This is a genomic window from Corynebacterium durum (assembly GCF_030408675.1).
GTDB classification, from domain to species: domain Bacteria; phylum Actinomycetota; class Actinomycetes; order Mycobacteriales; family Mycobacteriaceae; genus Corynebacterium; species Corynebacterium durum.
Genome location: NZ_CP047200.1, coordinates 437896 through 459746, shown reverse-complemented (window position 1 = coordinate 459746; position 21851 = coordinate 437896). Strand labels below are relative to the sequence as shown.

26 protein-coding genes are annotated in these 21851 nt (G+C 59.1%); 3 read left to right on the top strand and 23 right to left on the bottom strand.

All coding sequences use genetic code 11. From position 1 onward, the window contains the following. Positions 1–16: 16 nt before the first annotated feature. Positions 17–508 carry a MarR family winged helix-turn-helix transcriptional regulator gene (locus CDUR_RS02085; protein ID WP_179418802.1) on the bottom strand — a complete coding sequence of 164 codons (492 nt, stop codon included), beginning with the start codon at positions 506–508 and terminating at the stop codon, positions 17–19. A 98-nt stretch (positions 509–606) separates the two neighbouring features. Between CDUR_RS02085 and CDUR_RS02080 the strand changes: the two genes are divergently transcribed. Both CDUR_RS02080 and CDUR_RS02075 read left to right on the top strand, forming a co-directional pair. After that, a complete protein-coding gene (locus CDUR_RS02080) occupies positions 607–1473 on the top strand; it encodes an EamA family transporter (protein WP_179418801.1) in 867 nt (288 codons plus the stop codon). Between the two features lie 112 nt (positions 1474–1585). Then, complete coding sequence (locus tag CDUR_RS02075) at positions 1586–2068, top strand: DUF3995 domain-containing protein (RefSeq protein WP_179418800.1); 483 nt, start codon at positions 1586–1588, stop codon at positions 2066–2068. Positions 2069–2253: 185 nt separating this feature from the next. Here the strand turns inward: CDUR_RS02075 and CDUR_RS02070 are convergent, their stop codons facing one another. Then, positions 2254–3243 carry an AAA family ATPase gene (locus tag CDUR_RS02070; RefSeq protein ID WP_179418799.1) on the bottom strand — a complete coding sequence of 330 codons (990 nt, stop codon included), beginning with the start codon at positions 3241–3243 and terminating at the stop codon, positions 2254–2256. After that, positions 3231–3935, bottom strand: a complete 705-nt coding sequence (pnuC, locus tag CDUR_RS02065) for a nicotinamide riboside transporter PnuC (protein WP_233452979.1) — start codon at positions 3933–3935, stop codon at positions 3231–3233. Before pnuC ends, CDUR_RS02070 begins: the two co-directional genes overlap by 13 nt. A 95-nt stretch (positions 3936–4030) precedes the next feature. Here pnuC and CDUR_RS02060 point away from each other — a divergent pair, with 95 nt between their 5' ends. Continuing rightward, positions 4031–4624, top strand: a complete 594-nt coding sequence (locus tag CDUR_RS02060) for a GNAT family N-acetyltransferase (RefSeq protein ID WP_179418797.1) — start codon at positions 4031–4033, stop codon at positions 4622–4624. A gap of 18 nt (positions 4625–4642) precedes the next feature. Here CDUR_RS02060 and CDUR_RS02055 read toward each other — a convergent pair whose 3' ends face one another. The 20 genes from CDUR_RS02055 to CDUR_RS01960 all read right to left on the bottom strand — a co-directional run bounded on the left by CDUR_RS02055 (position 4643) and on the right by CDUR_RS01960 (position 21848). After that, the gene (locus CDUR_RS02055; protein WP_179418796.1) at positions 4643–5335 is read right to left on the bottom strand and encodes an NUDIX hydrolase; all 693 of its coding nucleotides are present in this window, start codon (positions 5333–5335) and stop codon (positions 4643–4645) included. Between the two features lie 15 nt (positions 5336–5350). Then, entirely contained in the window at positions 5351–7864 is a 2514-nt protein-coding gene (locus tag CDUR_RS02050; RefSeq protein ID WP_179418795.1) for a bifunctional lysylphosphatidylglycerol flippase/synthetase MprF, read from the bottom strand. A 126-nt stretch (positions 7865–7990) separates the two neighbouring features. Then, positions 7991–8596, bottom strand: coding sequence for a DUF1269 domain-containing protein (locus tag CDUR_RS02045; RefSeq protein ID WP_179418794.1), 606 nt, complete (start codon positions 8594–8596; stop codon positions 7991–7993). Between the two features lie 359 nt (positions 8597–8955). Further along, positions 8956–9234 (bottom strand): 30S ribosomal protein S17, encoded by a 279-nt coding sequence (rpsQ, locus tag CDUR_RS02040; protein ID WP_006062931.1) that lies wholly within the window; start codon positions 9232–9234, stop codon positions 8956–8958. A 2-nt stretch (positions 9235–9236) separates the two neighbouring features. Next, positions 9237–9467 (bottom strand): 50S ribosomal protein L29, encoded by a 231-nt coding sequence (gene rpmC / locus CDUR_RS02035; RefSeq protein ID WP_006062930.1) that lies wholly within the window; start codon positions 9465–9467, stop codon positions 9237–9239. Beyond that, positions 9467–9883, bottom strand: coding sequence for a 50S ribosomal protein L16 (gene rplP, locus CDUR_RS02030; protein ID WP_006062929.1), 417 nt, complete (start codon positions 9881–9883; stop codon positions 9467–9469). The genes rpmC and rplP overlap by 1 nt, the downstream gene beginning before the upstream one ends. Before the next feature lie 2 nt (positions 9884–9885). Next, a complete protein-coding gene (rpsC, locus tag CDUR_RS02025; RefSeq protein WP_006062928.1) occupies positions 9886–10632 on the bottom strand; it encodes a 30S ribosomal protein S3 in 747 nt (248 codons plus the stop codon). Then, positions 10632–10994 carry a 50S ribosomal protein L22 gene (rplV, locus tag CDUR_RS02020; protein WP_006062927.1) on the bottom strand — a complete coding sequence of 121 codons (363 nt, stop codon included), beginning with the start codon at positions 10992–10994 and terminating at the stop codon, positions 10632–10634. The genes rpsC and rplV overlap by 1 nt, the downstream gene beginning before the upstream one ends. A 3-nt stretch (positions 10995–10997) precedes the next feature. Next, on the bottom strand, positions 10998–11276 hold the full coding sequence (gene rpsS / locus CDUR_RS02015) for a 30S ribosomal protein S19 (protein WP_006062926.1): 279 nt from the start codon (positions 11274–11276) through the stop codon (positions 10998–11000). A 15-nt stretch (positions 11277–11291) separates the two neighbouring features. Beyond that, a complete protein-coding gene (rplB, locus tag CDUR_RS02010; RefSeq protein WP_006062925.1) occupies positions 11292–12134 on the bottom strand; it encodes a 50S ribosomal protein L2 in 843 nt (280 codons plus the stop codon). Positions 12135–12164: 30 nt separating this feature from the next. Next, positions 12165–12467 carry a 50S ribosomal protein L23 gene (gene rplW / locus CDUR_RS02005; RefSeq protein WP_006062924.1) on the bottom strand — a complete coding sequence of 101 codons (303 nt, stop codon included), beginning with the start codon at positions 12465–12467 and terminating at the stop codon, positions 12165–12167. Next, positions 12467–13126, bottom strand: coding sequence for a 50S ribosomal protein L4 (rplD, locus tag CDUR_RS02000; RefSeq protein WP_006062923.1), 660 nt, complete (start codon positions 13124–13126; stop codon positions 12467–12469). The genes rplW and rplD overlap by 1 nt, the downstream gene beginning before the upstream one ends. After that, positions 13123–13779 carry a 50S ribosomal protein L3 gene (rplC, locus tag CDUR_RS01995; RefSeq protein ID WP_006062922.1) on the bottom strand — a complete coding sequence of 219 codons (657 nt, stop codon included), beginning with the start codon at positions 13777–13779 and terminating at the stop codon, positions 13123–13125. The genes rplD and rplC overlap by 4 nt, the downstream gene beginning before the upstream one ends. A gap of 32 nt (positions 13780–13811) precedes the next feature. Then, a complete protein-coding gene (rpsJ, locus tag CDUR_RS01990) occupies positions 13812–14117 on the bottom strand; it encodes a 30S ribosomal protein S10 (RefSeq protein ID WP_003854291.1) in 306 nt (101 codons plus the stop codon). Between the two features lie 519 nt (positions 14118–14636). After that, on the bottom strand, positions 14637–15461 hold the full coding sequence (locus CDUR_RS01985) for an RCC1 domain-containing protein (protein WP_179418793.1): 825 nt from the start codon (positions 15459–15461) through the stop codon (positions 14637–14639). Between the two features lie 112 nt (positions 15462–15573). Beyond that, positions 15574–16764: an elongation factor Tu gene (gene tuf / locus CDUR_RS01980; RefSeq protein WP_006062917.1), complete on the bottom strand. Its 1191-nt coding sequence runs from the start codon at positions 16762–16764 to the stop codon at positions 15574–15576. Positions 16765–17031: 267 nt separating this feature from the next. After that, a complete protein-coding gene (fusA, locus tag CDUR_RS01975) occupies positions 17032–19155 on the bottom strand; it encodes an elongation factor G (protein ID WP_179418792.1) in 2124 nt (707 codons plus the stop codon). A gap of 193 nt (positions 19156–19348) precedes the next feature. Beyond that, the gene (rpsG, locus tag CDUR_RS01970; RefSeq protein WP_006062915.1) at positions 19349–19816 is read right to left on the bottom strand and encodes a 30S ribosomal protein S7; all 468 of its coding nucleotides are present in this window, start codon (positions 19814–19816) and stop codon (positions 19349–19351) included. Between the two features lie 3 nt (positions 19817–19819). Next, on the bottom strand, positions 19820–20191 hold the full coding sequence (gene rpsL, locus CDUR_RS01965) for a 30S ribosomal protein S12 (RefSeq protein ID WP_040359496.1): 372 nt from the start codon (positions 20189–20191) through the stop codon (positions 19820–19822). Positions 20192–20486: 295 nt separating this feature from the next. After that, positions 20487–21848, bottom strand: a complete 1362-nt coding sequence (locus CDUR_RS01960) for a hypothetical protein (protein ID WP_179418791.1) — start codon at positions 21846–21848, stop codon at positions 20487–20489. Positions 21849–21851: the final 3 nt, after the last annotated feature.

Below are 21851 nucleotides of genomic sequence, written 5' to 3'. Positions count from 1 at the left end.
TGTGATGCACATTCCGCTAGTCGGGGTCTGCGGGCAGCATTTTTGCTAGAAGGCGGTTGAGCTGCTGAACTTCCTCCACATCAAGGCGCTCTGCGACAGCCCGGCAGTTCTCAAGGTGGGTTTCGAGGGCGGTTTCCACGCTGTGACGCCCCTGATCGGTGAGGGCGATGAGGACGCGGCGTCGATTAGCGGTGTCGTGACGGCGAGTAACCAGGCCCGCAGCGACGAGGTTATCCACACGGTTGGTGAGTGCCCCCGCACTGACCATGACCCAGCGCGCGAGTTCGCCGGCGGTGAGCGCGCCAGCCTTCCCCGCAGCGCGGTAGATCGTCGCAAGAACGTCAAATTGTCCGGGTTCAAGACCGGCGGCGGTGAAATTACTGGTCAGCTGCTCGCGGGTAAAAACGGCAGCGCGTTGCAATCGTCCTGTGAGCTCCATGGGGGACGGGTCAATGTCGGGGCGGGCATTTCGCCACTGTTCAAGGATCTGGTCCACGTCGTCGCTCACACATTGATTATCCCATATCATTTTGACATCCCATATCATAATATTTTAACGTCAAACTATTCAATATAAGACGTAACAGAAACATGATGAATAACGATATGACCGCAAATGTCATTGCCACCAGAACCGCCCTCACCCCCATTGTCTGGGGTACCACATACGCAGTAACAACCACCTGGCTTCCGGCGGGGCACCCCGTCACTGCCGGACTGCTGCGAGCCCTACCAGCTGGGCTTATCCTACTTCTGATCACCCGAACCCTTCCCACAGGCTCATGGTGGTGGCGGTCAGCAGTACTCGGAATACTCAATATCGGATTGTTTTTCACGCTGCTATTTATGGCCGCCCAACAACTCCCCGGCGGTGTCGCCGCCATCCTCACAAGCACCTCCCCACTTGTCGCAATGGCCATATCTCCTTTTCTATTAGGAATTAAGCCCACTCGCGGACACATTATCGCCGCCATACTTGCGCTCCTCGGCGTTTCCGCCATCACGCTCACTCCCGGTGCCCGGCTCACTGTCGTTGGCGTGATCGCCGGTCTTGGTTCCGCCATCAGCATGGGCTTCGGCATGGTCCTGGCCAAACGCTGGGGACAACCCACAGGCAGAAACCCTCTAGACACCACCGCGTGGCAACTCATCGCGGGCGGTGCGGCACTCATCCCCTTCGCCATCGCAGAGGGGCCACTCACCGACGTGGACCTGCCCGCAATTGGCGGCTACGCCTACCTGTGCATTTTCGGCGCAGCACTGGCCTACCCCAACTGGTTCGCGGGCCTCAAGCGCCTGGACGCCACCGCTGTCCTGCTGCTCGGGGCCCTCAGCCCCGTGACCGCTTTGCTTCTCGACGCCGTGACCCACACCGCCCCCACTCCCCTACAGCTCTGCGGGATCATTATGGTGCTGGCCGCCATTGTGATTGCCCAGAAAAGCCCGATGCGGGCTTCTGCGGATGCCTCATGATGGGAAATGCACGTACACATCTTCCTGCACAAACTCTGATAGCCTCGGGCACGCAAGCCCTTGTGGGTAGCCTTGCCCCACAGCTCCCATTTTCACCAGTAAGGAACATGACATGAAAGGCCGGTCGCGAGTAGTTGTCATCGCCATGATGCTGTGGTGGGGGTTCTTTGGTTTGGTGAGCGTGTCGTGGGCACTGGGTTCCCCATGGCTAGTAGATACAGTCCTCCAGGGCGACGGTCAACGGCTTGCCCAAGAGCGACCTCCCTGGTTCGTTGCAGTTGTGCTCATCTCCGGGTTAGTGAAACTAGGCTTCGTCATTTTCGGGTTCGCGCTCCTGCGCCCAGATGTCATCAGGGTACCGCGCTGGCTGCGCCTGGCCTTCGGCTGGGTTTCAGGAGTGTTGCTCATAGCCTATGGACTGTTTGGTTCAACCCAGGGAATCGTGCGGCTTCTGTCGAATCAGCCGATCTCGCGCTACGGCTGGTGGCGACTATTCCTGTGGATGCCCCACTTCTGGGTGGGTGGAATCCTGGTCGTGGCCGCAACAGTCGCATACCTGCGCTGGAGTCGGCCCGATGCCGTTGAGGCGCGCTAGCGTAACGACCCGGCGGGTTCGAAAATTGGGGTGTTTCCACAACCACTAGAACCCAAGGGGAAAGTTTGCTTATCTCCAAGCCTGAAAACACCCCATTTTCGTGCTTGAGCATAAGCACACTTTACAGGACAGAGACCGCCCGGACAGGAAGCTTAAAGTGCCAAAACACTTCAGGCATCCCCCCTTCAACGCACTACCCGGCACCGCTCAATCATGTCCCGCGCAGCCTGTTCAGTGGCAGCGAGGCGCTCCTCCACAGAACCAGTGACCACGATGAAAGGCACACCCGTCGCCGCAATGTGTTCCAGGAACCACTGGTGCATCTCGTGCCGGATGTGTTCGCCGTCGCGAATGCCGTCCTGTACGAAGGGAATCTCGTCACCAGTGATCACATACAGGTCGGCCTTGTCCTTGCTGGCTATCTCATGCATGTGCGAGGTTGTTTCGCCCAGGTAGCGGCGCTGCCATAGCTCGGTGGCCACGGTGTTGGTGTCGCAGACAATCACGCCGCGCGAGCGCATCGCAATGGCCGCCTCGTAGGACTGTTGCAGGTGAGCGATCCGATAGAAATCTTCGTTGCCCCAAGCACCGCCGTCGCTCAGAATAGATTCGGTGTAGAAACGCCCAACCTCTGGAACCCATGGCACGTGCAGGGCGTCGGCAAGCGCACGGGCGAGCGTGGTAGTGCCAGTGGATTCAGCACCGACAATGACCACACGCAACGCCAGTCCAGCGCGCACCGAAGGGCTAAGGTAATCCCAGGCTGCAAGGATGTCCCGGCGTGCGATAGTGCCGGACATGGGCACCACCTGGCGGGGCTGATCCACCATCACATGCTGGGCACCCATGTAGTGCGCCCAGTTCGGGCCGTAGTCCTCGCTGCTGTACACCACGTCCGGTGCATATCCGAGGAATTGCATGGCGTGGGCCGCCCACGCAACGGAATCGTCATCTTTCCCAATGTCGGGAACGATGTGTACCCGCGCGCCGGGATGTTCGGCTTGGAGCCATTGCCTGCGCAGTTGCGCGGGTATGACGTAGTCGGGGTTGTCCACGACCAGCACGTCCACTTCTGTGCAGTCGGCAAGCGCGGTGTTAATCAGGTGATGGTGGCCTTTATGCGGTGGGTAGAATTTTCCTGCTATAACGCCGCGAACTCCGGTTAGGCTTCGCACAGCTCAGGTTCTTTCTCAGGGGCAGCTTCCTTTACATTTGCGCGAGCTGCGGTGTTGTTCCTCCAGGTGTACCAGCCGTAGATCGCGTTGATGAGGAATGCGGCGTAGAGCAGGGCGACGAAGGGCACACCTTTGTACCAGTACAGGCCAACCGCCACGATGTCGACAATGATCCACAGGTACCAGCTTTCAAGCTTGCGGCGCATCATGAGGAACTGCGCGGCGAAGGCGGTCATGGTGGAGGCGGCGTCGAGAAGCGGTAGTGATGCTGGTTCCGGGAACAGGGTGGGTAGCCATATGTGCAGGTTCGACACAATCCATCCGGTGAGTAACGACGCCCCGGCAATGCCCGCAACCCAATATAGGTTGCTGCGCAGACTATTGGTGGTGATAAGCACTTTTTCGTCGGTGTTTTTGTTGGTGCCCACTCGTGCCCACAGGTACCAGCCGCTAATACCGGTAATTAGGTAGTACACCTGCTCGAATACGTCCGCATACAGATTGATTTGATAGAAGAGAACACCGAACAGCATGACGCCGATGAGCCCTATAGGCCAGTTCCAGATGTTGCGGCGCGCAGCGAGGATGACGCACACGAGATTGAAAATGGTGCCAACAAGTTCCAGCCAGCTAATGGAATAGCCGAGGATGGTGAAGGCTATGGTGTTCACGCTAAAGAAAGCGGTGATCATGTCCATAACAACTCCCACAATCGGTAGTTAGTGTTTTATTTACACTAACTGTAGCACGGGGTAGGGCTGGAGTCAACGCTGGTACCCTAAATACCATGGACCCTCTCCGCATCGAACCAGCCACAATCGAACGTTTCAACGATATGGAACTCCTCCTCAGCCCCAAGAAAAGCCCCACCGCGAAAGCCTGCTGGTGCCTCAGCTACCGGCTCGGATACAAAGCCGCCGCCAAGCTCGACGCCGCAGCCCGGCGCGCCGAAGTACAGCACCTCTGCCAGGCGGAACCCGCGCCGGGGATCCTCGCCTACCGCGACGATGCCGACGGCACCAGCACAGTCGTGGGCTGGGCGGGGGTAGCGCCCCGCGCCGACGTCGCCGAACTCAGCACCGCCGCCTACCCGCGCATCGCCGACGACGCCCCGTGGTCCATCTTCTGCCTACGCACCCGCGCCCGAATGCGCAAAGGTGGCATCGGCCAGCAACTACTCGCCGGTGCCATCGCCTTCGCCTGGGACAACGGCGCCACAGTGATCGAGGGCTATCCCCTGGACACCGACGCCAAGGTCGCCCCCATTTTTGCCTACCCCGGGTTCCGCAGAATGTTCGAGAGGGAAGGTTTCACCAAGGTAGCCGACACCACCTCCGCGCTGGACGGGGTGCCGCGCATCCTCATGCGCCTGACCCGCTAGGCGGCCCACTGGCGGCTCCTACACCCCCGAGTCGAAGTCCTGCAACGTGCGGCCGTTAAATGCGTACAGCTTGGCGGGCCGGTGCGCGCCCTCCTGCCACACTCCACCCGTCTCGTGGACCACGCTGAGGCTGAGAAACTTCTTGCGAAAATTGCGTTTGTCCAGCTGCCGCCCCCGCACCGCTTCATACGCCGCCTGCACCTGCGTCAACGTGAACTCGCTGGGCAGCAACCCGTACACGGCCGTGCTGTAGGACATTTTCGACGCCAGCCGCTCCCGCGCGTAGTGCACAATGTCGGCGTGGTCAAAAGCCAGCGGCGGCAGCTCGTCCACCGGCCTGAACTCGTGTGGATTATCCCCGCCCGTCACATCCTCCAGACCAAACCCGCAGCCCAGGTACACCACCGACACGGCATGCCCCCGAGGGTCACGCGCCGTGGTGTCAAAGGTGTACAGCTGCTCCACAAAGCCCAGGTCAGCGTCAATATTCACGCCCACCTTAGTGCGCGCCACCCGCGACAGCGCCTCCATGGTGGTCTCCCCCTGCGCGTTATAGCCGCCCGGCAACGCCCACTCCCCCGCAAACGGTTCATTACGACGCCGCATCAGCAGCACCTCCAACACCCCGGCGTGCACGCGAAACGCGACAAGATCCACCGCGAGGGTGGGCGGGCGATACTCGGAGTGATGCTGCTGAGAATGATGCTGCATGGTCACCGCCTCACCTTACCTGTTGTTGGCCCGCCATTCGCGGGCAATGTCCACCATGCCCGTCACGTGCAGCTGGGGAACATAGCATCGACCCAGCGCCACCCCAATGGCCGGTAGCGACAGCTCGTCGCGGTAGCACAGCAGCCACGGTTGATACTCGGGGTGAAACTTGCGTTTAAACGCCGCCAACGTGCGAAAACCGTACAGTGGCTCAAGCGCCAGCCCCACGCGGTCCAGGGCTGTGCTGAGAAAACTGTCCGGCCCCTCTGGTCCCTCAGCCCCTGACGCGCCAGAGGTCCCCGACATCCCCGCAGAATGCGCCAGCGGCGCACCCGAGAGGGAGATCCACTCAACATTTCTGCTGGCGGCCATGAGCATGGTCTCCGCGATGAGGAATTCAATGACCGGCCGGAATCCCGCGGGGTCGCGCCGCATGAAATCCAAAATGTAGCCCACCAGCATGCCGTCGCGATACACCGGCAGCCAGCTGGTCACCCCATGCACATGCCCCTCAGAGTCAAGCGCCAGCACCAGCAGCACGTCGGGATCGTTCAGCTGCTCCACACCCCCGAGCGTGAACCCCATTTCGGGGAGGGATTTTTCCGAGACCCACTCCTCGCTCAACGCGATAATGCGCTCACGGGTCACCGGGGTTGCCGTCTCCCAGGTGGTCATCTCCGTGTGAATGCCCTCCTTGGCGGCGCGGTTACGAGCGGTGCGAATATCCTGAAAACGCTTACCACGAAACTGCACTTCACCGGAGGTGTCCAACACCGACTCCTCAGCGACCTGGAGCTGGTTCCAGCCACAGTCCGCGCGGCCATCGGAAAACGCAGCCCCCACCGAGTACCAGGTGGTTGTCCACCCGGACCGCGTTGCGGAGCGTTCGAACCTATCGGCAACATCCTGCGGATCAACCCCCGGAACCACCACCGGCTCCCCGAGGGTCACGGCAACGCCCGCGTGGACGCGAAACGCCACGAAACCGCGTGTGTGTTCGCCATCCTCGTCGGTCCAGGTATCAAACCAGTATCGATTCCCCGGCCACAGCGTCATCCACGACAAATGCCCGCCGGTGCCCTGCTGCAACAATGCGCGCGCACGGTGACGATCAGCCACCGCCACCGGATTGGGCACCGCCACCATCGCCGCCGCCAGCGCACCGCACACCACGATGCCCACAACAACACCCACCCAGTCCGTGAGCACCCACGCAAACCAGCGTACGGGCACGACCCGCGGGTTCATCACCTCAGAAACCACCGGCGGCAGCAGGCGCATGGGGTAATCCCAGGCAAAATCCGTCATCCCTGGCGATCCGTGAAAACCAGACCGCAGCAGCCAGCCGACACCGCACCACACCGCCGCGCCCCCGGCGACGGCGAGGATGATGCGCTGCGCCAGTCGCGCCACCTCCTTCACACCCACCGACACCTGGAAAAACCGGCGCGCGAGCAGCAGAACCACAAACGTCACCAGCCACGGTGAAATAACCGACAGCACGTCCATCGCCCGATCAGTGTTGTCACCGTAGTGACGGATCAGGTGCTCCATCTCCCACATCAACGCCACAACCACAACAACCTGCATGCACAAGGCGGTACCCCACGCTAAACGACGCCCCCACGCCAGCCCCACCGCAACAATCCCCACCGCCAGCAGCGGAATCTGCCCCGCGAAACGCAGCGCAAAGCTCGTATGCCCCAGTGTGTTCACCGCATGGGCCTGCCACGCCACCACGGCAATCTCCGACAACGGACCAGCCGAATACGGGTTCACGCTCGCCAAAAACGGCCCCACCGCAACGGCCGTCACCACAATGGCCACCAGCACGCGGCCCTCACGCAACGAGGGACGATGCAGCCGTGGGCGATATCCCGAGCGATAACGCTGCGCCACGCCACCCCACCCCCGGACGCGCACCTCACCCCACAACACACCCAGCACGCAGGCGGACAGGCGAACAAAATCCACAATCACGCCGTCGTACAACAGCAGCGTCCCCGCCACCACCAACAACACCAGCCGCGTACGACGCCGCCACAACACCGGCATGGACGCACTCGTGCACGCCATCACACCAAAAATCCACGGGGTTGGGCTGAGAAAACTCTGGGCACGCAGCACATTCCCCCACCAATCGTCCAGCTGCATCACAACCCCCATGCAGGCAAACCCCACGAGCACCCCGAGAACATGCAACGCGGCCGAGGCCGTAGCAAATAATCGCGACCCCAGCAGGCGTTCCGCTGGAACCGCGAACACCAACAGCGCCAACGTGGCCACCATCGTTGCGGGAATATGCTCCCCCGTAAGCCCCGAGGTGAGCACGCGGCGCACCGCATCACCAGGGGCCGACCACACATCCACCCACGGCAAACCCACGGCCTGCTGAAGATGCGCAGCCTGTAGCACCCACATCACGGCCAGCAAGGCCATCGACACAGGCACGAAACGCAGCGCCTTCACCACATGTACGATGCGTTTCCCGCCATGCTTGTCGACATCCGTCACCGCCAGCTCTCCCATAACACTCGCTATTGTTCCTCTAACGAGGTTATCCAATGTCGCAGCAATACGCGCCATGGCCTGCGGCACACAAGCATGAGGGGCGGGGCGTCGTTAAGCGAACAGCCGTGAGTGGAGCTGGTTTGGTTAGTCGCGGCGGAAGCGGCTCTTAACCGACTCCCACCACTCCTCCACGGTTTCCTTGCGCTCTTCGCGCTTCTTCTCACGCATCACCCGGTGAGCCTCGGCCTGTGCGGCCTCGGCGGCGGCCTCGGCGGCGGCGAGTTCAGCGACAACCTCATCGACGGGGCGTCGGATAACAGTTCCACCCAGCTGAGCCACCAGCTCATTCACCGCAGCCTCAGACGGTTCCGCGATCTCAGCGATCACGGCGGTGGAATCCACGGGGAGTGCACGGCTGAACTCCGCCACAACCTCATCCGTGGCGGTGGCGCGGGTCGCATCAAGCGCGCCGCCAATCAGCGCACCGCTTCCCCAGCCGAGCAGCATACCCAGGGGACCGCCCAGCACGCCCACCAGCATGCCGACCAGGCCGCCGCCAGCAAAACCTGCGCCAGTGACCTCATCAATGCCATCGGGGAAGGACACAGCGCCGTCCTTATCGCGGACCACAATGGCGGCGCTATCAACGCTGATCGCTCCAGCGGCGGACAAATTCTTCAACTCAGTAAATGCTTGATATGCCTTGCTCTGATCAGCAAACGAAATAGAAACAACATTCTTTTCGACCATAACAATCTCTCTTTTCACGAAAATACCGTTACTGCAATACGGAAAAAATACCGCATAATAGCAGGTCATCAGCCCCGGGAAATATACCTCCAAGGCCAACACCGCCCCAGTATATAGACGTTTTGTTAGGGCGTCAACGCAAAGTCGAAAGGCTCATGAAAAGCACAGGAAAAAAACTAGGATACACACATAGTAAAAGCGCATCACAAAAACGGTGAGTTTTTAAAATAAGATAATAAAATCAACAATTAACTACGCAGAAGGATCACAGCACAAAGCCCCCGCCAACTCCCCAGAAAAGGGGAACGGGCAGGGGTTTCGCCTTGTGCAGGTGCACTAGGTCCAGCTTCTAAGGAAAACTAGCGAGCCTTCTCGATGATTTCCACGAGACGGAAGTGCTTGTCCTTAGACAGCGGGCGGGTCTCTTCGATGCGAACCAAGTCGCCGACACCGGCGGTCTCGTTCTCATCATGCACCTTGACCTTGGAGTTGGTGCGCATGGTCTTCTTATACAGCGGGTGGGGCTTGCGGTCTTCAAGCTCCACAACAATGGTCTTCTGCATCTTGTCAGAAACCACATATCCGGTGCGTACTTTACGTGCGCCTTTAACCTTCTTGTCCACGTTTGCCTCACTCATGTTTAAGCCTCAGCTCCCGGAACTACGGACAGACCCAGCTCACGCTCGCGGATAACGGTGTAGATGCGGGCGATGTCGCGCTTGACCGTGCGCAGGCGACGGTTGTTGGTCAGCTGTCCGGTGGCCATCTGGAAACGCAGGTTGAACAGCTCTTCCTTTGCTTCGCGAAGGCGGGTGGTCAGCTCTTCGGAGTTGAGCTCACGGAGCTCATATGCGGGGGTACCGGCTGCCATCAGAACTGGTCCTCCTTCTTGATGATACGGACCTTGCAGGGGAGCTTCTGACCCGCACGGCGAAGAGCCTCAAGGGCCATTTCCTCGTTCGGGTAGCTCATTTCGAAAAGGATGCGGCCGGGCTTAACGTTAGCCACCCACTTTTCAACGGGGCCTTTACCGGAACCCATACGAACGCCAAGCGGCTTCTGGGTCAACGGACGGTCCGGGAAAATCTTGATCCACACTTTGCCACCACGCTTGACGTGGCGGTTAATGGCAATACGCGCGGATTCAATCTGACGGTTGGTGATGTAGGCCGGCTCCAGAGCCTGAATGCCGTAGTCACCGAAGGAGATGCGGTTACCGCCTTTGGACACACCGCTACGGTGCGGGCGGTGCTGACGGCGGTACTTGACGCGCCTGGGGATAAGCATTCTTAGCCCTCCTGCTTCTGCTCTGCGCGTTGACGACGCTGACCACCACGGCGGGTGCGCTCGCGACGGTCACCGCGGCCACGGCGCTCAGCCGGTGCGTTGATTTCGCTTTCACGACGACCACCAACAACGTCACCCTTGTAGATCCACACCTTCACGCCAATGCGGCCGAATGTGGTGTGGGCTTCGTAGGTGCCGTAGTCAATTTCGGCGCGAAGGGTGTGCAGCGGAACGCGACCCTCGTGGTAGCGCTCGGTGCGGGACATTTCGGCACCGCCGAGACGTCCAGAACACACAACCTTGATGCCCTTGACCTGCGGCTGACGCATCGCAGACTGGATAGCCTTGCGCATAGCGCGGCGGAAAGCAACACGGTTGGACAGCTGCTCGGCGATGGACTGAGCCACCAGCTGAGCGTTAGCGTCGATGTTCTTCACCTCAAGGATGTTGAGGGCGACCTGCTTGCCGGTGAGCTTCTCCAGCTCGCCGCGAATGCGGTCAGCTTCGGAACCACGACGGCCGATCACAATGCCCGGGCGGGCGGTGTGGATGTCAACGCGAACGCGGTCACGGGTACGCTCGATCACGACGTCGGCAACACCGGCGCGGTCCAGGCTCTTGGCCAGGAAGTCGCGGATCTTGATGTCCTCGGCGAGGTAATCAGCGTAGTTCTTATCGGCGTACCAGTGGGACTTCCAGTCGGAAGTAATGCCCAGCCGGAGGCCGTGGGGGTGGATTTTCTGGCCCACTACTGAGCACTTCCCTTCTGGCTCTCGACGACAACGGTGATGTGGCTGGTGCGCTTGCGGACGTGGAATGCACGCCCCTGAGCGCGGGGGCGGAAACGACGCATGGTCGGTCCCTCATCAGCCCAAGCCTGAGAGATAACCAGGGTGTCGCGGTCCAGGCCGAAGTTGTTTTCAGCGTTGGCAGCTGCGGAAGCAACAACCTTGGCTACCGGCTCGGAAGCAGCCTGCGGGGCGTACTTCAAAATGGCGAGTGCCTCGGACACGGACTTACCGCGAACCAGGTCCACAACGCGGCGGGCCTTCATCGGGGTAACCCGGACGAAGCGCGCGGTAGCGCGGGCGGTGGTGATTTCTTCACTCATCGCTTATCGACGTCCCTTCTTGTCGTCCTTGACGTGACCCTTAAAGGTCTTGGTCGGTGCAAATTCGCCCAGCTTGTGTCCAACCATGGATTCATCCACGAACACCGGCACGTGCTTGCGTCCATCATGGACAGCGAAGGTGTGGCCGATGAAATCGGGGAGGATGGTGGAACGGCGAGACCAGGTCTTAATAACCTGCTTGGTGCCTTTTTCGTTCTGTGCATCAACCTTGGCCAGGAGGTGCTCGTCAACGAATGGGCCTTTCTTAAGGCTACGTGGCATTCTCTGTTACCTCCTTTAGCGCTTCTTGTTCTTGTTGGTGCGACGGCGACGAACGATCAGGCGATCGCTCGGGCGATTGGGCTTGCGGGTTCGACCCTCGGGCTTGCCCCACGGGGAGACCGGGTGGCGACCACCAGAGGTCTTACCTTCACCACCACCATGCGGGTGGTCAACCGGGTTCATCACAACACCACGGACGGTCGGGCGGACACCCTTCCAGCGCATGCGGCCTGCTTTACCCCAGCGAACGTTGATCTGGTCGGCGTTTCCGACCTCACCAACGGTTGCGCGACAGCGAATATCCACACGGCGGATCTCGGTGGAGGGCATACGCAGCACGGCGTAGCGGCCTTCTTTACCAAGCAGCTGGATGGATGCACCGGCGGAACGAGCCAGCTTGGCGCCTGCACCGGGCTGGAGTTCCACACAGTGGATCATGGCACCAGCGGGGATGTTGCGCAGCGGCAGGTTGTTGCCGGGCTTGATGTCGGCGTTCGGACCCGATTCGATGATGGTGCCCTGCGTCACGCCTTTGGGGGCGATGATGTAGCGCTTCTCGCCATCACGGTAGTGCAGCAACGCAATGTTTGCGGTGCGGTTCGGGTCGTACTCAATGTGAGCAACCTTGGCCGGAATACCGTCTTTGTCGTTACGACGGAAGTCGATGAGACGGTAGCGGCGCTTGTGTCCACCACCCTTGTGGCGGGTGGTGATGTGACCGTGGGAGTTACGCCCACCGGTCTTGTGCAACGGGCGCAGCAGAGACTTTTCTGGCTTGGAGCGAGTGATCTCGTCAAAACCAGAAACGGAGCTGTTGCGGCGACCCGGCGTAGTCGGCTTGTATTTACGAATAGCCATACGATTTAGTCCTTACCTATCCGGCTCGCCTTACGCGGCCGAACCGCCGAAGATGTCGATGGTGCCTTCACGCAGCGTGACAATAGCGCGCTTGGTGGCCTTGCGCTGACCATAACCGCCGGTGCGGGTGCGCTTGCGCTTGCCCTCGCGATTGATGGTGTTCACGGAGGCGACCTTCACGTCAAAAATCTGCTCGATGGCGATCTTGATTTGAGTCTTGTTTGCTTCGCGGTTGACGAAGAACGTGTACACGTTCTGCTCCATGAGCCCGTAGGACTTTTCGGAGACAACCGGTGCAATGATGATGTCGCGGGGATCTGTGAGGTTAGCCATTACTTCTCCTCCTCAGCAGCAGCTTTCTTGCTGGCGTGGTTGATGAAGCTAGTGAGAGCCTCAACAGAGAACACAACATCGTCAGACTTCAGGACGTCGTACGTGTTCAGCTGATCGGCGACCAGGATATGGACGTCGGGCAGGTTGCGGGCACTCTTCCAAGCGGTCTTGTCCTCACGTCCCAGGACGAGGAGGACAGACTTGCGGTCAGTCAGGCGCTCAATGAAGGCGCGGGCAGCCTTGGTGGACGGATTCTGGCCGGGGACCAGTTCTTCCACCACGTGAATGCGGCTGTGGCGTGCGCGGTCAGTAAGGGCACCACGCAGTGCAGCAGCTTTCATCTTCTTGGGGGTGCGCTGGCTGTAGTCACGGGGCTTCGGTCCGTGCGAGATGCCACCACCGGTGAAGTGGGGTGCGCGGATGGAGCCCTGGCGTGCACGGCCAGTGCCTTTCTGGCGGAATGGCTTGCGGCCACCGCCGGAGACTTCACCACGAGTCTTGGTGCTGTGGGTGCCTTGACGCTTTGCAGCAAGCTGAGCATTAACAACCTGGTGCATCAGCGCAATGCTGGCCTCACGGTCGAAGATGTCAGCAGGCAGCTCAACCTGGCCGTTGGTGCCACCATCAGCGGTGTGTACGTCGAGCTTCAGATTGGTCATGCTCGTTCACCGCCCTTCACTGCGGTTTTCACGGTTACGAGGCCGCCGCGAGCACCAGGGATGGCACCCTTGATGATCAGCAGGTTAGCCTCAGTGTCAATCTTTTGAATCTTCAGATTCTGGGTAGTAACGCGGTCGCTACCCATGCGTCCGGCCATGCGGGTGCCCTTGAAGACGCGACCCGGGGTTGCACAGGCACCGATGCCACCGACGCGGCGGTGTGCTGCCTGGTTACCGTGGGATGCGCCCTGGCCGGAAAAGCCGTGGCGTTTCATACCACCGGCGAAGCCCTTACCCTTGGAGGTACCGGTGACGTCCACGAAGTCAATGCCTTCGAAAATGTCGACGGTGACGTCCTGTCCAACCTCGTAACCAGAGACGTCGTCCATGCGAATCTCGGCCATGTGGCGGCGGGGGGTAACGCCAGCTTTCTTGAAGTGACCTGCCTGCGGCTTCTTAGCCTTGCGGGGGTCAATCTCGCCATAGGCGATCTGAATGGCGTTGTAGCCATCGTTTTCTACGGTGCGAATCTGGGTAACCACACACGGCCCAGCTTCGACGACGGTAACCGGAACAACGCGGTTGGATTCGTCGAAGATCTGAGTCATGCCGAGCTTGGTGCCCAGAATGCCCTTGATCTCAGTTTCACTCATTAGTTATTCTCCGCTGCCAAAAATTCCGTCGATCACTGAATATTCACATCGACGCTGGCCGGAAGATCGATGCGCATCAGGGCATCAACCGTCTTCGGCGTCGGGTCGAGGATGTCGATCAAGCGCTTGTGAGTGCGCATCTCGAAGTGTTCGCGAGAATCCTTGTACTTGTGGGGAGAACGAATAACTGCGTACACGTTCTTCTCTGTGGGCAACGGCACTGGGCCAACGACACGGGCGCCCGTACGGGTAACCGTCTCGACGATCTTGCGTGCAGACGCATCAATCGCCTCGTGGTCGTAGGCTTTGAGCCTAATGCGGATCTTTTGTCCCGCCACGCTTATCCTCTTCCTACGCTGTCCCACATCGCAATGATTGGTGGGAATCGCTGTTGTCTCTATAACGTTGTCCGGCTTCAGGCCACGGTTCAACGCCAGTTTTCTCGTGCATGCTGGTATTTCCCTCAAACAACTGCGGATGTGAGCGTGGCATAAACACACGCCATTGATCCGCAGACGTCAGGATCATGCTTTACCCCTTGCCGGAAATACCAACCGCAAGGTTCAAACACGAAACCATATGTCACGTCGGAAGAGGCCCCGCCGAAGCGATGCTCTTACCTACTGCCGCTGTTTATTTGCCATGCCCCTTCTTCACCAGTCCCCCACGCACAAACGCGGGGCACCAACTCTGTGCGATACGCTGATCAAGCAGGCGAGTCGACACTAGAAGGTGGTTCATGTTTGCCACACCACCACACACCCTCAAAGGCATGCCGTGTTGAAGCAACCCTGAAATTTAACCACACGTTTCCCACCAACACAAGTTATCTTTCCCACGCTTATCGACGCCCGCCCCTACCGCATCCACCCACCAACATCACACCGCCCATCGTCACGATTACCAGCACTGAGCACAGTTCCATCGACGCGCAACCCGAGCGTATGGGTTGAGCCAGCAGCAACCGCAACAATATCAGTCCATGCTGCAACGTCACACTGTCCATAACCATTGTCGCCGGTTGCCAGCACCCTGCCGGCTGACGTGACAGCCACCGTGTGATTGCTTCCCGCATCCACGTTGACAACGTCCTCCCACTCCCCCACGTCGCAGGTACCCGCAACTGCCGAGCCAACGGCAATGACGCGGCCGTCGATACGCAGCCCAACAGTATGTAGGTATCCTGCGGAAACAGCAGCAATATCCCGCCAGCCTTGCACTAAACATTGCCCCTTGCTGTTATTACCAACCGCAAGTACCGTTCCATCGCGCCTCAGCCCCACCGAATGCCAATCGCCGCACGTGATGCCAACAATATCGCGCCAAGACTGCACGTCACATGCACCTTCCTGCATACGACCGGTCGCTACAACAGTGCCATCATCAAGAAGTCCAAGCGTACGACGCCACCCCGCAGCAATCGCGGCGACATTGCGCCATTCGCCTACTTCACACTGTCCGTAGGAATTCCAGCCCGTGGCCAACACCGTGCCATCCGAACACAACCCCACCGTGTGCGACCTACCTGTATTCGCCGCAGTATGAACATTGCCGACGGCCACCCCAACCACGTTCCTCCAATGCTCCACGTCGCATTCACCAGCACCATTATGCCCGGTGGCCAACACGGTGCCGTCTGCGCGCACTACCACTGAATGCCGGCGCCCTGCCGCTAGGTTCATAGCGTTTACTATGCAACCATATTCACGATTAGTAAACACCTTAGGAAAAAGAAAACCACCCCTGCCTCACAAGGAGGCGGAGTGGATTCTTGGTGATCCTCGTAATCAGTGATTACTTGATGATCTTGGTCACGCGACCAGCGCCAACGGTGCGGCCACCCTCACGGATAGCGAAGCGCAGGCCCTCGTCCATAGCAACCGGCTGGATCAGCTTGACAGACATGTCAACGTTGTCGCCAGGCATAACCATCTCGGTGCCCTCAGGCAGCTCCACAACACCGGTAACGTCGGTGGTGCGGAAGTAGAACTGCGGACGGTAGTTGTTGAAGAACGGGGTGTGGCGGCCACCTTCATCCTTGGACAGGATGTAGACGGAACCCTCGAACTCGGTGTGCGGGGTGTAAGCGCCGGGCTTAGCCACAATCTGGCCACGCTCAACGTCTTCACGCTTGATGCCACGGAGAAGCAGACCACAGTTGTCGCCAGCCTCGGTGTAATCCAGCAGCTTGCGGAACATCTCGATACCGGTAACGGTGGTGGTGGTGGACTTCTCGCGGATGCCCAGGATCTCGACCTCTTCGTTCACGTTGAGCTGACCGCGCTCAACACGACCGGTGACCACGGTGCCACGGCCGGTGATGGTGAAGATGTCCTCGATCGGCATCAGGAAGGGCTTGTCGGTCTCGCGCTCCGGATCCGGAATGGACTCGTCAACGGCCTTCATCAGGTCAACGATTGCCTGGGTCCACTTGGGATCGCCTTCAAGAGCCTTCAGAGCAGAGATGTGAACGATGGGAGCTTCCTCATCGTACTCCTGCTCAGCCAGCAGCTCGCGAACTTCCATCTCGACCAGCTCGATGATTTCCTCATCATCAACCATGTCGCACTTGTTCAGAGCGACGAGGATGTAAGGAACGCCCACCTGGCGGGCGAGAAGAACGTGCTCACGGGTCTGCGGCATGGGGCCGTCGGTGGCGGCAACAACGAGGATTGCGCCGTCCATCTGAGCAGCACCGGTGATCATGTTCTTGATGTAGTCGGCGTGGCCGGGGGCGTCAACGTGTGCGTAGTGGCGCTTGTCGGTCTGGTACTCGACGTGAGAAATGTTGATCGTGATACCACGCTCTTTCTCTTCCGGTGCCTTGTCGATGGCATCGAAAGCAAAAGCCTGGTTCAGCTCCGGGTATGCTTCAGCCAGAACCTTGGTGATGGCTGCGGTGGTGGTGGTCTTACCGTGGTCAACGTGACCAATGGTACCGATGTTAACGTGCGGCTTGGTACGCTCGAACTTCGCCTTTGCCACTGTATGTCCTCCTGGACTTCGCGGTGGCTACGACTTTCGCAGCCACATTGGTGGTAATTGCCATGTCAGGTGACACGGCTGGTTCACTATGCCAGTTACTTGATATTAGGGGTAGAGGAAGACTTTTTCAAACCCTTCTCCACGTCCTGTTTTTCACGCGGGTAACGGCCGGCTGGGCAACCACACCAGCAGGTGGTTATCCAGCGGACCGCTACCAGCATGGCACTCCGCTCCCCCGCACTGGCGGGCGGGGGACGAACACGGGGTTTAGTTGCCGGTGCGCTCAGCGATGATCTCGGTTGCTACGTTGGTGGGAACCTCAGCGTAGGAATCGAAGATCATGGAGTAGTTGGCGCGGCCCTGGGTCTTGGAACGCAGGTCACCAACGTAGCCGAACATCTGGGACAGCGGAACCTTAGCCTTGACCAGCTTGGCACCAGCGCGGTCTTCCATGGCCTGCACGTGGCCGCGGCGGGAGTTGATGTCACCAATAACCTCACCCATGTACTCCTCGGGGGTGGTGACCTCAACGGCCATCACGGGCTCAAGAAGAACAGGCTTTGCCTTGGCAACAGCTTCCTTCAGTGCCTGAGAGCCAGCCACCTTGAACGCCATTTCGGAGGAGTCAACCTCGTGGTACGCGCCGTCGATAAGCGTGGCCTTGATGTTCACCAGCGGGAAGCCGGCGAGGAAGCCATACTGCATCGCGTCCTGGATACCAGCGTCCACGGAGGGGATGTATTCCTTCGGAACACGGCCACCGGTGACAATGTTGTCGAACTTGTAGGTTGCGGACTCGCCTTCCTCAAGTTCGTCAGCGGACGGAGCGTAAGGCTCAATACCGATGATGACGCGGGCGAACTGACCGGAACCACCAGTCTGCTTCTTGTGAGTGTATTCCAGCTTTTCAACTGGCTTACGGATGGTCTCACGGTAGGCAACCTGAGGTGCACCCACGTTAGCTTCGACCTTAAACTCGCGCTTCATGCGGTCCACCAGGACGTCGAGGTGCAGCTCACCCATACCGCCGATGACGGTCTGGCCGGTCTCTTCGTCCAGCTTCACGGTGAAGGTCGGGTCCTCTTCAGCGAGCTTCTGAATAGCGGTACTCAGCTTCTCCTGGTCGGACTTGGTCTTCGGCTCAATGGCCACCTCAATCACCGGATCCGGGAAGTCCATGGACTCCAGGATGATCTGGTCATTGAGATCACACAGGGTGTCGCCAGTGGTGGTGTCTTTCAGGCCGATGAACGCGTAGATGTTACCTGCACGTGCCTCATCAACCGGGTTCTCCTTGTTGGCGTGCATCTGGAAGAGCTTGCCAATGCGCTCGCGCTTGCCCTTGGTGGAGTTAGCCACCTGAGCACCCGGCTCAACAATGCCGGAGTACACGCGCACGAAGGTCAGCTTGCCAAAGAACGGGTGCACAGCAATCTTGAAAGCGAGAGCTGAGAACGGCTCGTCAATGGACGGCTTGCGGGTCATCACGGTGGACTCATCGCCCACCTTGTGGCCCTCAACTTCGCCGATGTTCAACGGGGTGGGCAGGTAGTCCACCACGGCGTCGAGAAGCGGCTGTACGCCCTTGTTGCGGTATGCGGTGCCACACAGCACCGGGTACACCTCAGAGTTGATGGTGAGCTTGCGGATGGCACCCTTGATCTCATCAATGGTAAGTTCTTCGCCACCGAAGTACTTTTCCATCAGTTCTTCGTCGGTTTCAGCAACAGTGTCGAGCAGCTGTTCGCGGTACTGTTCAGCGCGTTCCATCAGGTCAGCGGGGATCTCTTCGATGGTGGGCTCAGCACCAACCTCGACCTTTCCACGCCAGGTGATGGCCTTCATTTCCACCAGGTCAACAACGCCGTCGAAGTCGTCTTCAGCACCGATAGGCAGCTGCAGAACCAACGGCTTTGCGCCGAGGCGGTCGATGATGGTCTGAACGGTGAAGTAGAAGTCAGCGCCCAGCTTGTCCATCTTGTTCACGAAGCAGATACGCGGGACGTCGTACTTAGCAGCCTGACGCCACACCTGCTCGGACTGGGGCTCCACGCCTTCTTTGCCGTCGAACACTGCAACAGCACCGTCCAGGACACGTAGGGAACGCTCCACCTCAACGGTGAAGTCCACGTGACCGGGGGTGTCGATGATGTTGATCTGGTTACCCTCCCAGAAACAGGTCACAGCAGCGGAGGTAATGGTGATGCCGCGCTCTTTCTCCTGCTCCATCCAGTCGGTGGTTGAAGCACCTTCGTGGGTTTCACCGACCTTGCGGTTGATGCCGGTGTAGTAGAGGATACGCTCGGTGGTCGTGGTTTTACCGGCGTCAATGTGGGCCATGATGCCGATGTTGCGAACCTTGTTCAGGTCCTTAAGCACTTCTTGTGCCACGGTTTTTCCCTAACTTGTGGGTTCCGGCAACAAAACACGTAGTGCGCTTGTTACCTGTGGATAAGTTTCCTTCAATAGAGCACTAATGACCCCATCGCCTGCGGTGACCACGAGGGCGTTCCGCAAAGCATGTGTATCTAAGCAGAGCCTGTCTGGGATGCCGGGCAAGGGGTCATCATCAAGATGCGTGCGACTACCAGCGGTAGTGAGCGAAGGCGCGGTTGGCCTCAGCCATCTTGTGAGTGTCCTCGCGGCGCTTCACAGAAGCACCCAAACCATTAGCGGCGTCCAGAATCTCATGGGCAAGACGCTCGGTCATGGTGTTCTCACGACGCTGACGGGTGAAGGTCACCAGCCAACGAAGCGCGAGAGTGTTAGCGCGACCCGGACGAACCTCGACCGGAACCTGGTAGGTTGCGCCACCAACACGACGGGAACGAACCTCAAGATCAGGCTTGACATTGCCAAGAGCCTTCTCCAGGGTCAGAACCGGATCGGTGCCGGTCTTCTCGCGGCAGATCTCCAGCGCGTTGTACACAATGCGCTCTGCAACAGACTTCTTACCGTCCAGCAGAACCTTGTTAACCAGCTGGGACACAGTTTCGGAACCGTAAACCGGATCCTTGACGACGGGGCGCTTCGGCGCTGCTCCCTTACGCATTGCTTACTTCTCCTTCTTAGCGCCGTAGCGGGAACGGGCCTGCTTACGATCCTTCACACCCTGGGTATCAAGGGTGCCGCGGACAATCTTGTAACGAACACCAGGAAGGTCCTTCACACGACCACCACGGACAAGCACCATGGAGTGCTCCTGGAGGTTGTGGCCCTCACCGGGGATGTAAGCGGAAACCTCAACGCCGGAGGTCAGGCGCACACGGGCAACCTTACGCAGAGCAGAGTTCGGCTTCTTCGGAGTGGTGGTGTACACGCGGGTGCACACACCACGGCGCTGAGGGGAACCCTTCAGAGCCGCGGTCTTCACCTTGGCAGTCTTGTCCTGGCGGCCCTTGCGGACCAGCTGCTGAATTGTGGGCATGAACCGTCTTTCTTGTTTGATCGGTGTGATTATCGGTGCGCTTTCCGCGTGTTCCATGTGCACTCCACTAGGCACACACCAGATACACACCGACCTGTTGTTGTAGTTTCAGCCCGAACGGCACGAAAAACGCTAAGTGCAAAAACACAGAGTGCATATGAACGCGCGAAACCCAGTCAGCCGCTTTCGCTGGCCTACCGGGGAATATCGGGCCCCCACCATGGAGACGTGGGACTAGCTAGACAGAGTACACATATCCCGAGACGAATCCAAACCCACCCCCCGAAAAGGCAGGTTAAGACTCATCTTTCTTGATGCTCGCCAGTTCACGCACGCGTTCAATGTGCGTCATCAATTCATCCGTACTGGGAGCATTCACATCACTGACTTCTTCGGCCAGCTTTTTCAATTCAGCAATGGCCGCATCAGCACCAGAGGTAGAAGAACTGACGGACTGGTACAACTCGGCCAAGTCGCCGGTCTTGTACTCTTTCTTTTGCTCACGCCAGTCCACCATCACTTCAAGTGGCTTTTCCAGCTGCTTCACCAAGTTATCAATATCCGTATTCACAGTATCCGACAACGAGGTCAGCTTGTCGGCCGTCTCCCACATGGTGAGAATATCCGCATCCAGTGCGTCCGCCAACAGCCGAATGCCACGTTGAGCGGCCTCATCAATAGTATCCATGGCCGCTAGTTCATCGATAAACTGCGCAACCATAGTGGTGTGCAGACGCGCAAGCGCAATGGTGAATCGCGACTGCTCAATCTGCTCGTCAAACTCTTCCAGCTGTCCATGCAGGTGGTCGATGGATCCGAGGGCGTCGCTACGCATCTCCGCCCATTCCTTGAGCGGTGCCAGCACCTGTTCGTAGTCGGTGTCGGAGCCGTCCTGCTTCAGATCCTCCAGGTTGTCCACAATGGAGGCGGCGCTTTCAATGTCGCGCCCTAATCGACGCCGTGCGCGCCGCAACAGCATGGACAACCGTTCCAGGGGTTCCAGCCCGTCCATCCACTCATGCAGTTCTGTAAACACGCCATGCACTGAATCCTGCAACTCACCAAGGTCGCCGCTGGCGGTTCGTTCCATGGTCAGAGGCGTCGTTTCAGCCTCACGGGCCAGCACTTCCATGGGCAAAATGGCGTTCTGAAACTCCGCGTAGCTGGAAAAACCGGCTTCTTTGATCAGTTCAAGCAAGTGATCCGAACCAGAAGCGGCCACTTCCCTGCGGTTAGCTTTTTCTTCTTTGACATGCGCTTCGTGCTCAATGGTGGATTCGTAAATCTCAAACACCACGTCCCGCACGTCCACACACATGGGGCGGGAGCGTACAGAAAGGTACCCCCCATTGGGGAGAGGAGTGACTGTTGCATAAACGTCATACCTGCTGCCGTCCTGAGCCAGGTTTTGGACGTAGCAACCGAAAGGCAACCCCGATTTCAATGCGTTCCACATAGCGTGAAAGGCGCCACCCGGCATGTTCGGATGGCGGATGACGTTGTGCGGAGCGCCGATGAGGTCGCCAAGCTCATACCGCGACAAATCAACAAAAACCTTGTTGGCCTCGGTAATCACACCACGATCGTCCGTGACAGAGAAGAACAGCTCCTCCGCCTTGACCTCATGAGTGGCTCCAGTTGCTTCTACTTTGTTCATAGG

Excerpts from the sequence above, each read along its gene's own strand:
- CDUR_RS02080 (WP_179418801.1), top strand. The coding sequence starts at position 607 with ATGACCGCAAATGTCATTGCCACCAGAACCGCCCTCACCCCCATTGTC.
- CDUR_RS02075 (WP_179418800.1), top strand. The coding sequence starts at position 1,586 with ATGAAAGGCCGGTCGCGAGTAGTTGTCATCGCCATGATGCTGTGGTGG.
- pnuC (WP_233452979.1), bottom strand. The coding sequence starts at position 3,935 with ATGATCACCGCTTTCTTTAGCGTGAACACCATAGCCTTCACCATCCTC.
- CDUR_RS02060 (WP_179418797.1), top strand. The coding sequence starts at position 4,031 with ATGGACCCTCTCCGCATCGAACCAGCCACAATCGAACGTTTCAACGAT.
- CDUR_RS02055 (WP_179418796.1), bottom strand. The coding sequence starts at position 5,335 with ATGCAGCATCATTCTCAGCAGCATCACTCCGAGTATCGCCCGCCCACC.
- CDUR_RS02050 (WP_179418795.1), bottom strand. The coding sequence starts at position 7,864 with ATGGGAGAGCTGGCGGTGACGGATGTCGACAAGCATGGCGGGAAACGC.
- CDUR_RS02045 (WP_179418794.1), bottom strand. The coding sequence starts at position 8,596 with ATGGTCGAAAAGAATGTTGTTTCTATTTCGTTTGCTGATCAGAGCAAG.
- rpsQ (WP_006062931.1), bottom strand. The coding sequence starts at position 9,234 with ATGAGTGAGGCAAACGTGGACAAGAAGGTTAAAGGCGCACGTAAAGTA.
- rpmC (WP_006062930.1), bottom strand. The coding sequence starts at position 9,467 with ATGGCAGCCGGTACCCCCGCATATGAGCTCCGTGAGCTCAACTCCGAA.
- rplP (WP_006062929.1), bottom strand. The coding sequence starts at position 9,883 with ATGCTTATCCCCAGGCGCGTCAAGTACCGCCGTCAGCACCGCCCGCAC.
- rplV (WP_006062927.1), bottom strand. The coding sequence starts at position 10,994 with ATGAGTGAAGAAATCACCACCGCCCGCGCTACCGCGCGCTTCGTCCGG.
- rpsS (WP_006062926.1), bottom strand. The coding sequence starts at position 11,276 with ATGCCACGTAGCCTTAAGAAAGGCCCATTCGTTGACGAGCACCTCCTG.
- rplB (WP_006062925.1), bottom strand. The coding sequence starts at position 12,134 with ATGGCTATTCGTAAATACAAGCCGACTACGCCGGGTCGCCGCAACAGC.
- rplW (WP_006062924.1), bottom strand. The coding sequence starts at position 12,467 with ATGGCTAACCTCACAGATCCCCGCGACATCATCATTGCACCGGTTGTC.
- rplD (WP_006062923.1), bottom strand. The coding sequence starts at position 13,126 with ATGACCAATCTGAAGCTCGACGTACACACCGCTGATGGTGGCACCAAC.
- rplC (WP_006062922.1), bottom strand. The coding sequence starts at position 13,779 with ATGAGTGAAACTGAGATCAAGGGCATTCTGGGCACCAAGCTCGGCATG.
- CDUR_RS01985 (WP_179418793.1), bottom strand. The coding sequence starts at position 15,461 with ATGAACCTAGCGGCAGGGCGCCGGCATTCAGTGGTAGTGCGCGCAGAC.
- rpsG (WP_006062915.1), bottom strand. The coding sequence starts at position 19,816 with ATGCGTAAGGGAGCAGCGCCGAAGCGCCCCGTCGTCAAGGATCCGGTT.
- rpsL (WP_040359496.1), bottom strand. The coding sequence starts at position 20,191 with ATGCCCACAATTCAGCAGCTGGTCCGCAAGGGCCGCCAGGACAAGACT.
- CDUR_RS01960 (WP_179418791.1), bottom strand. The coding sequence starts at position 21,848 with ATGAACAAAGTAGAAGCAACTGGAGCCACTCATGAGGTCAAGGCGGAG.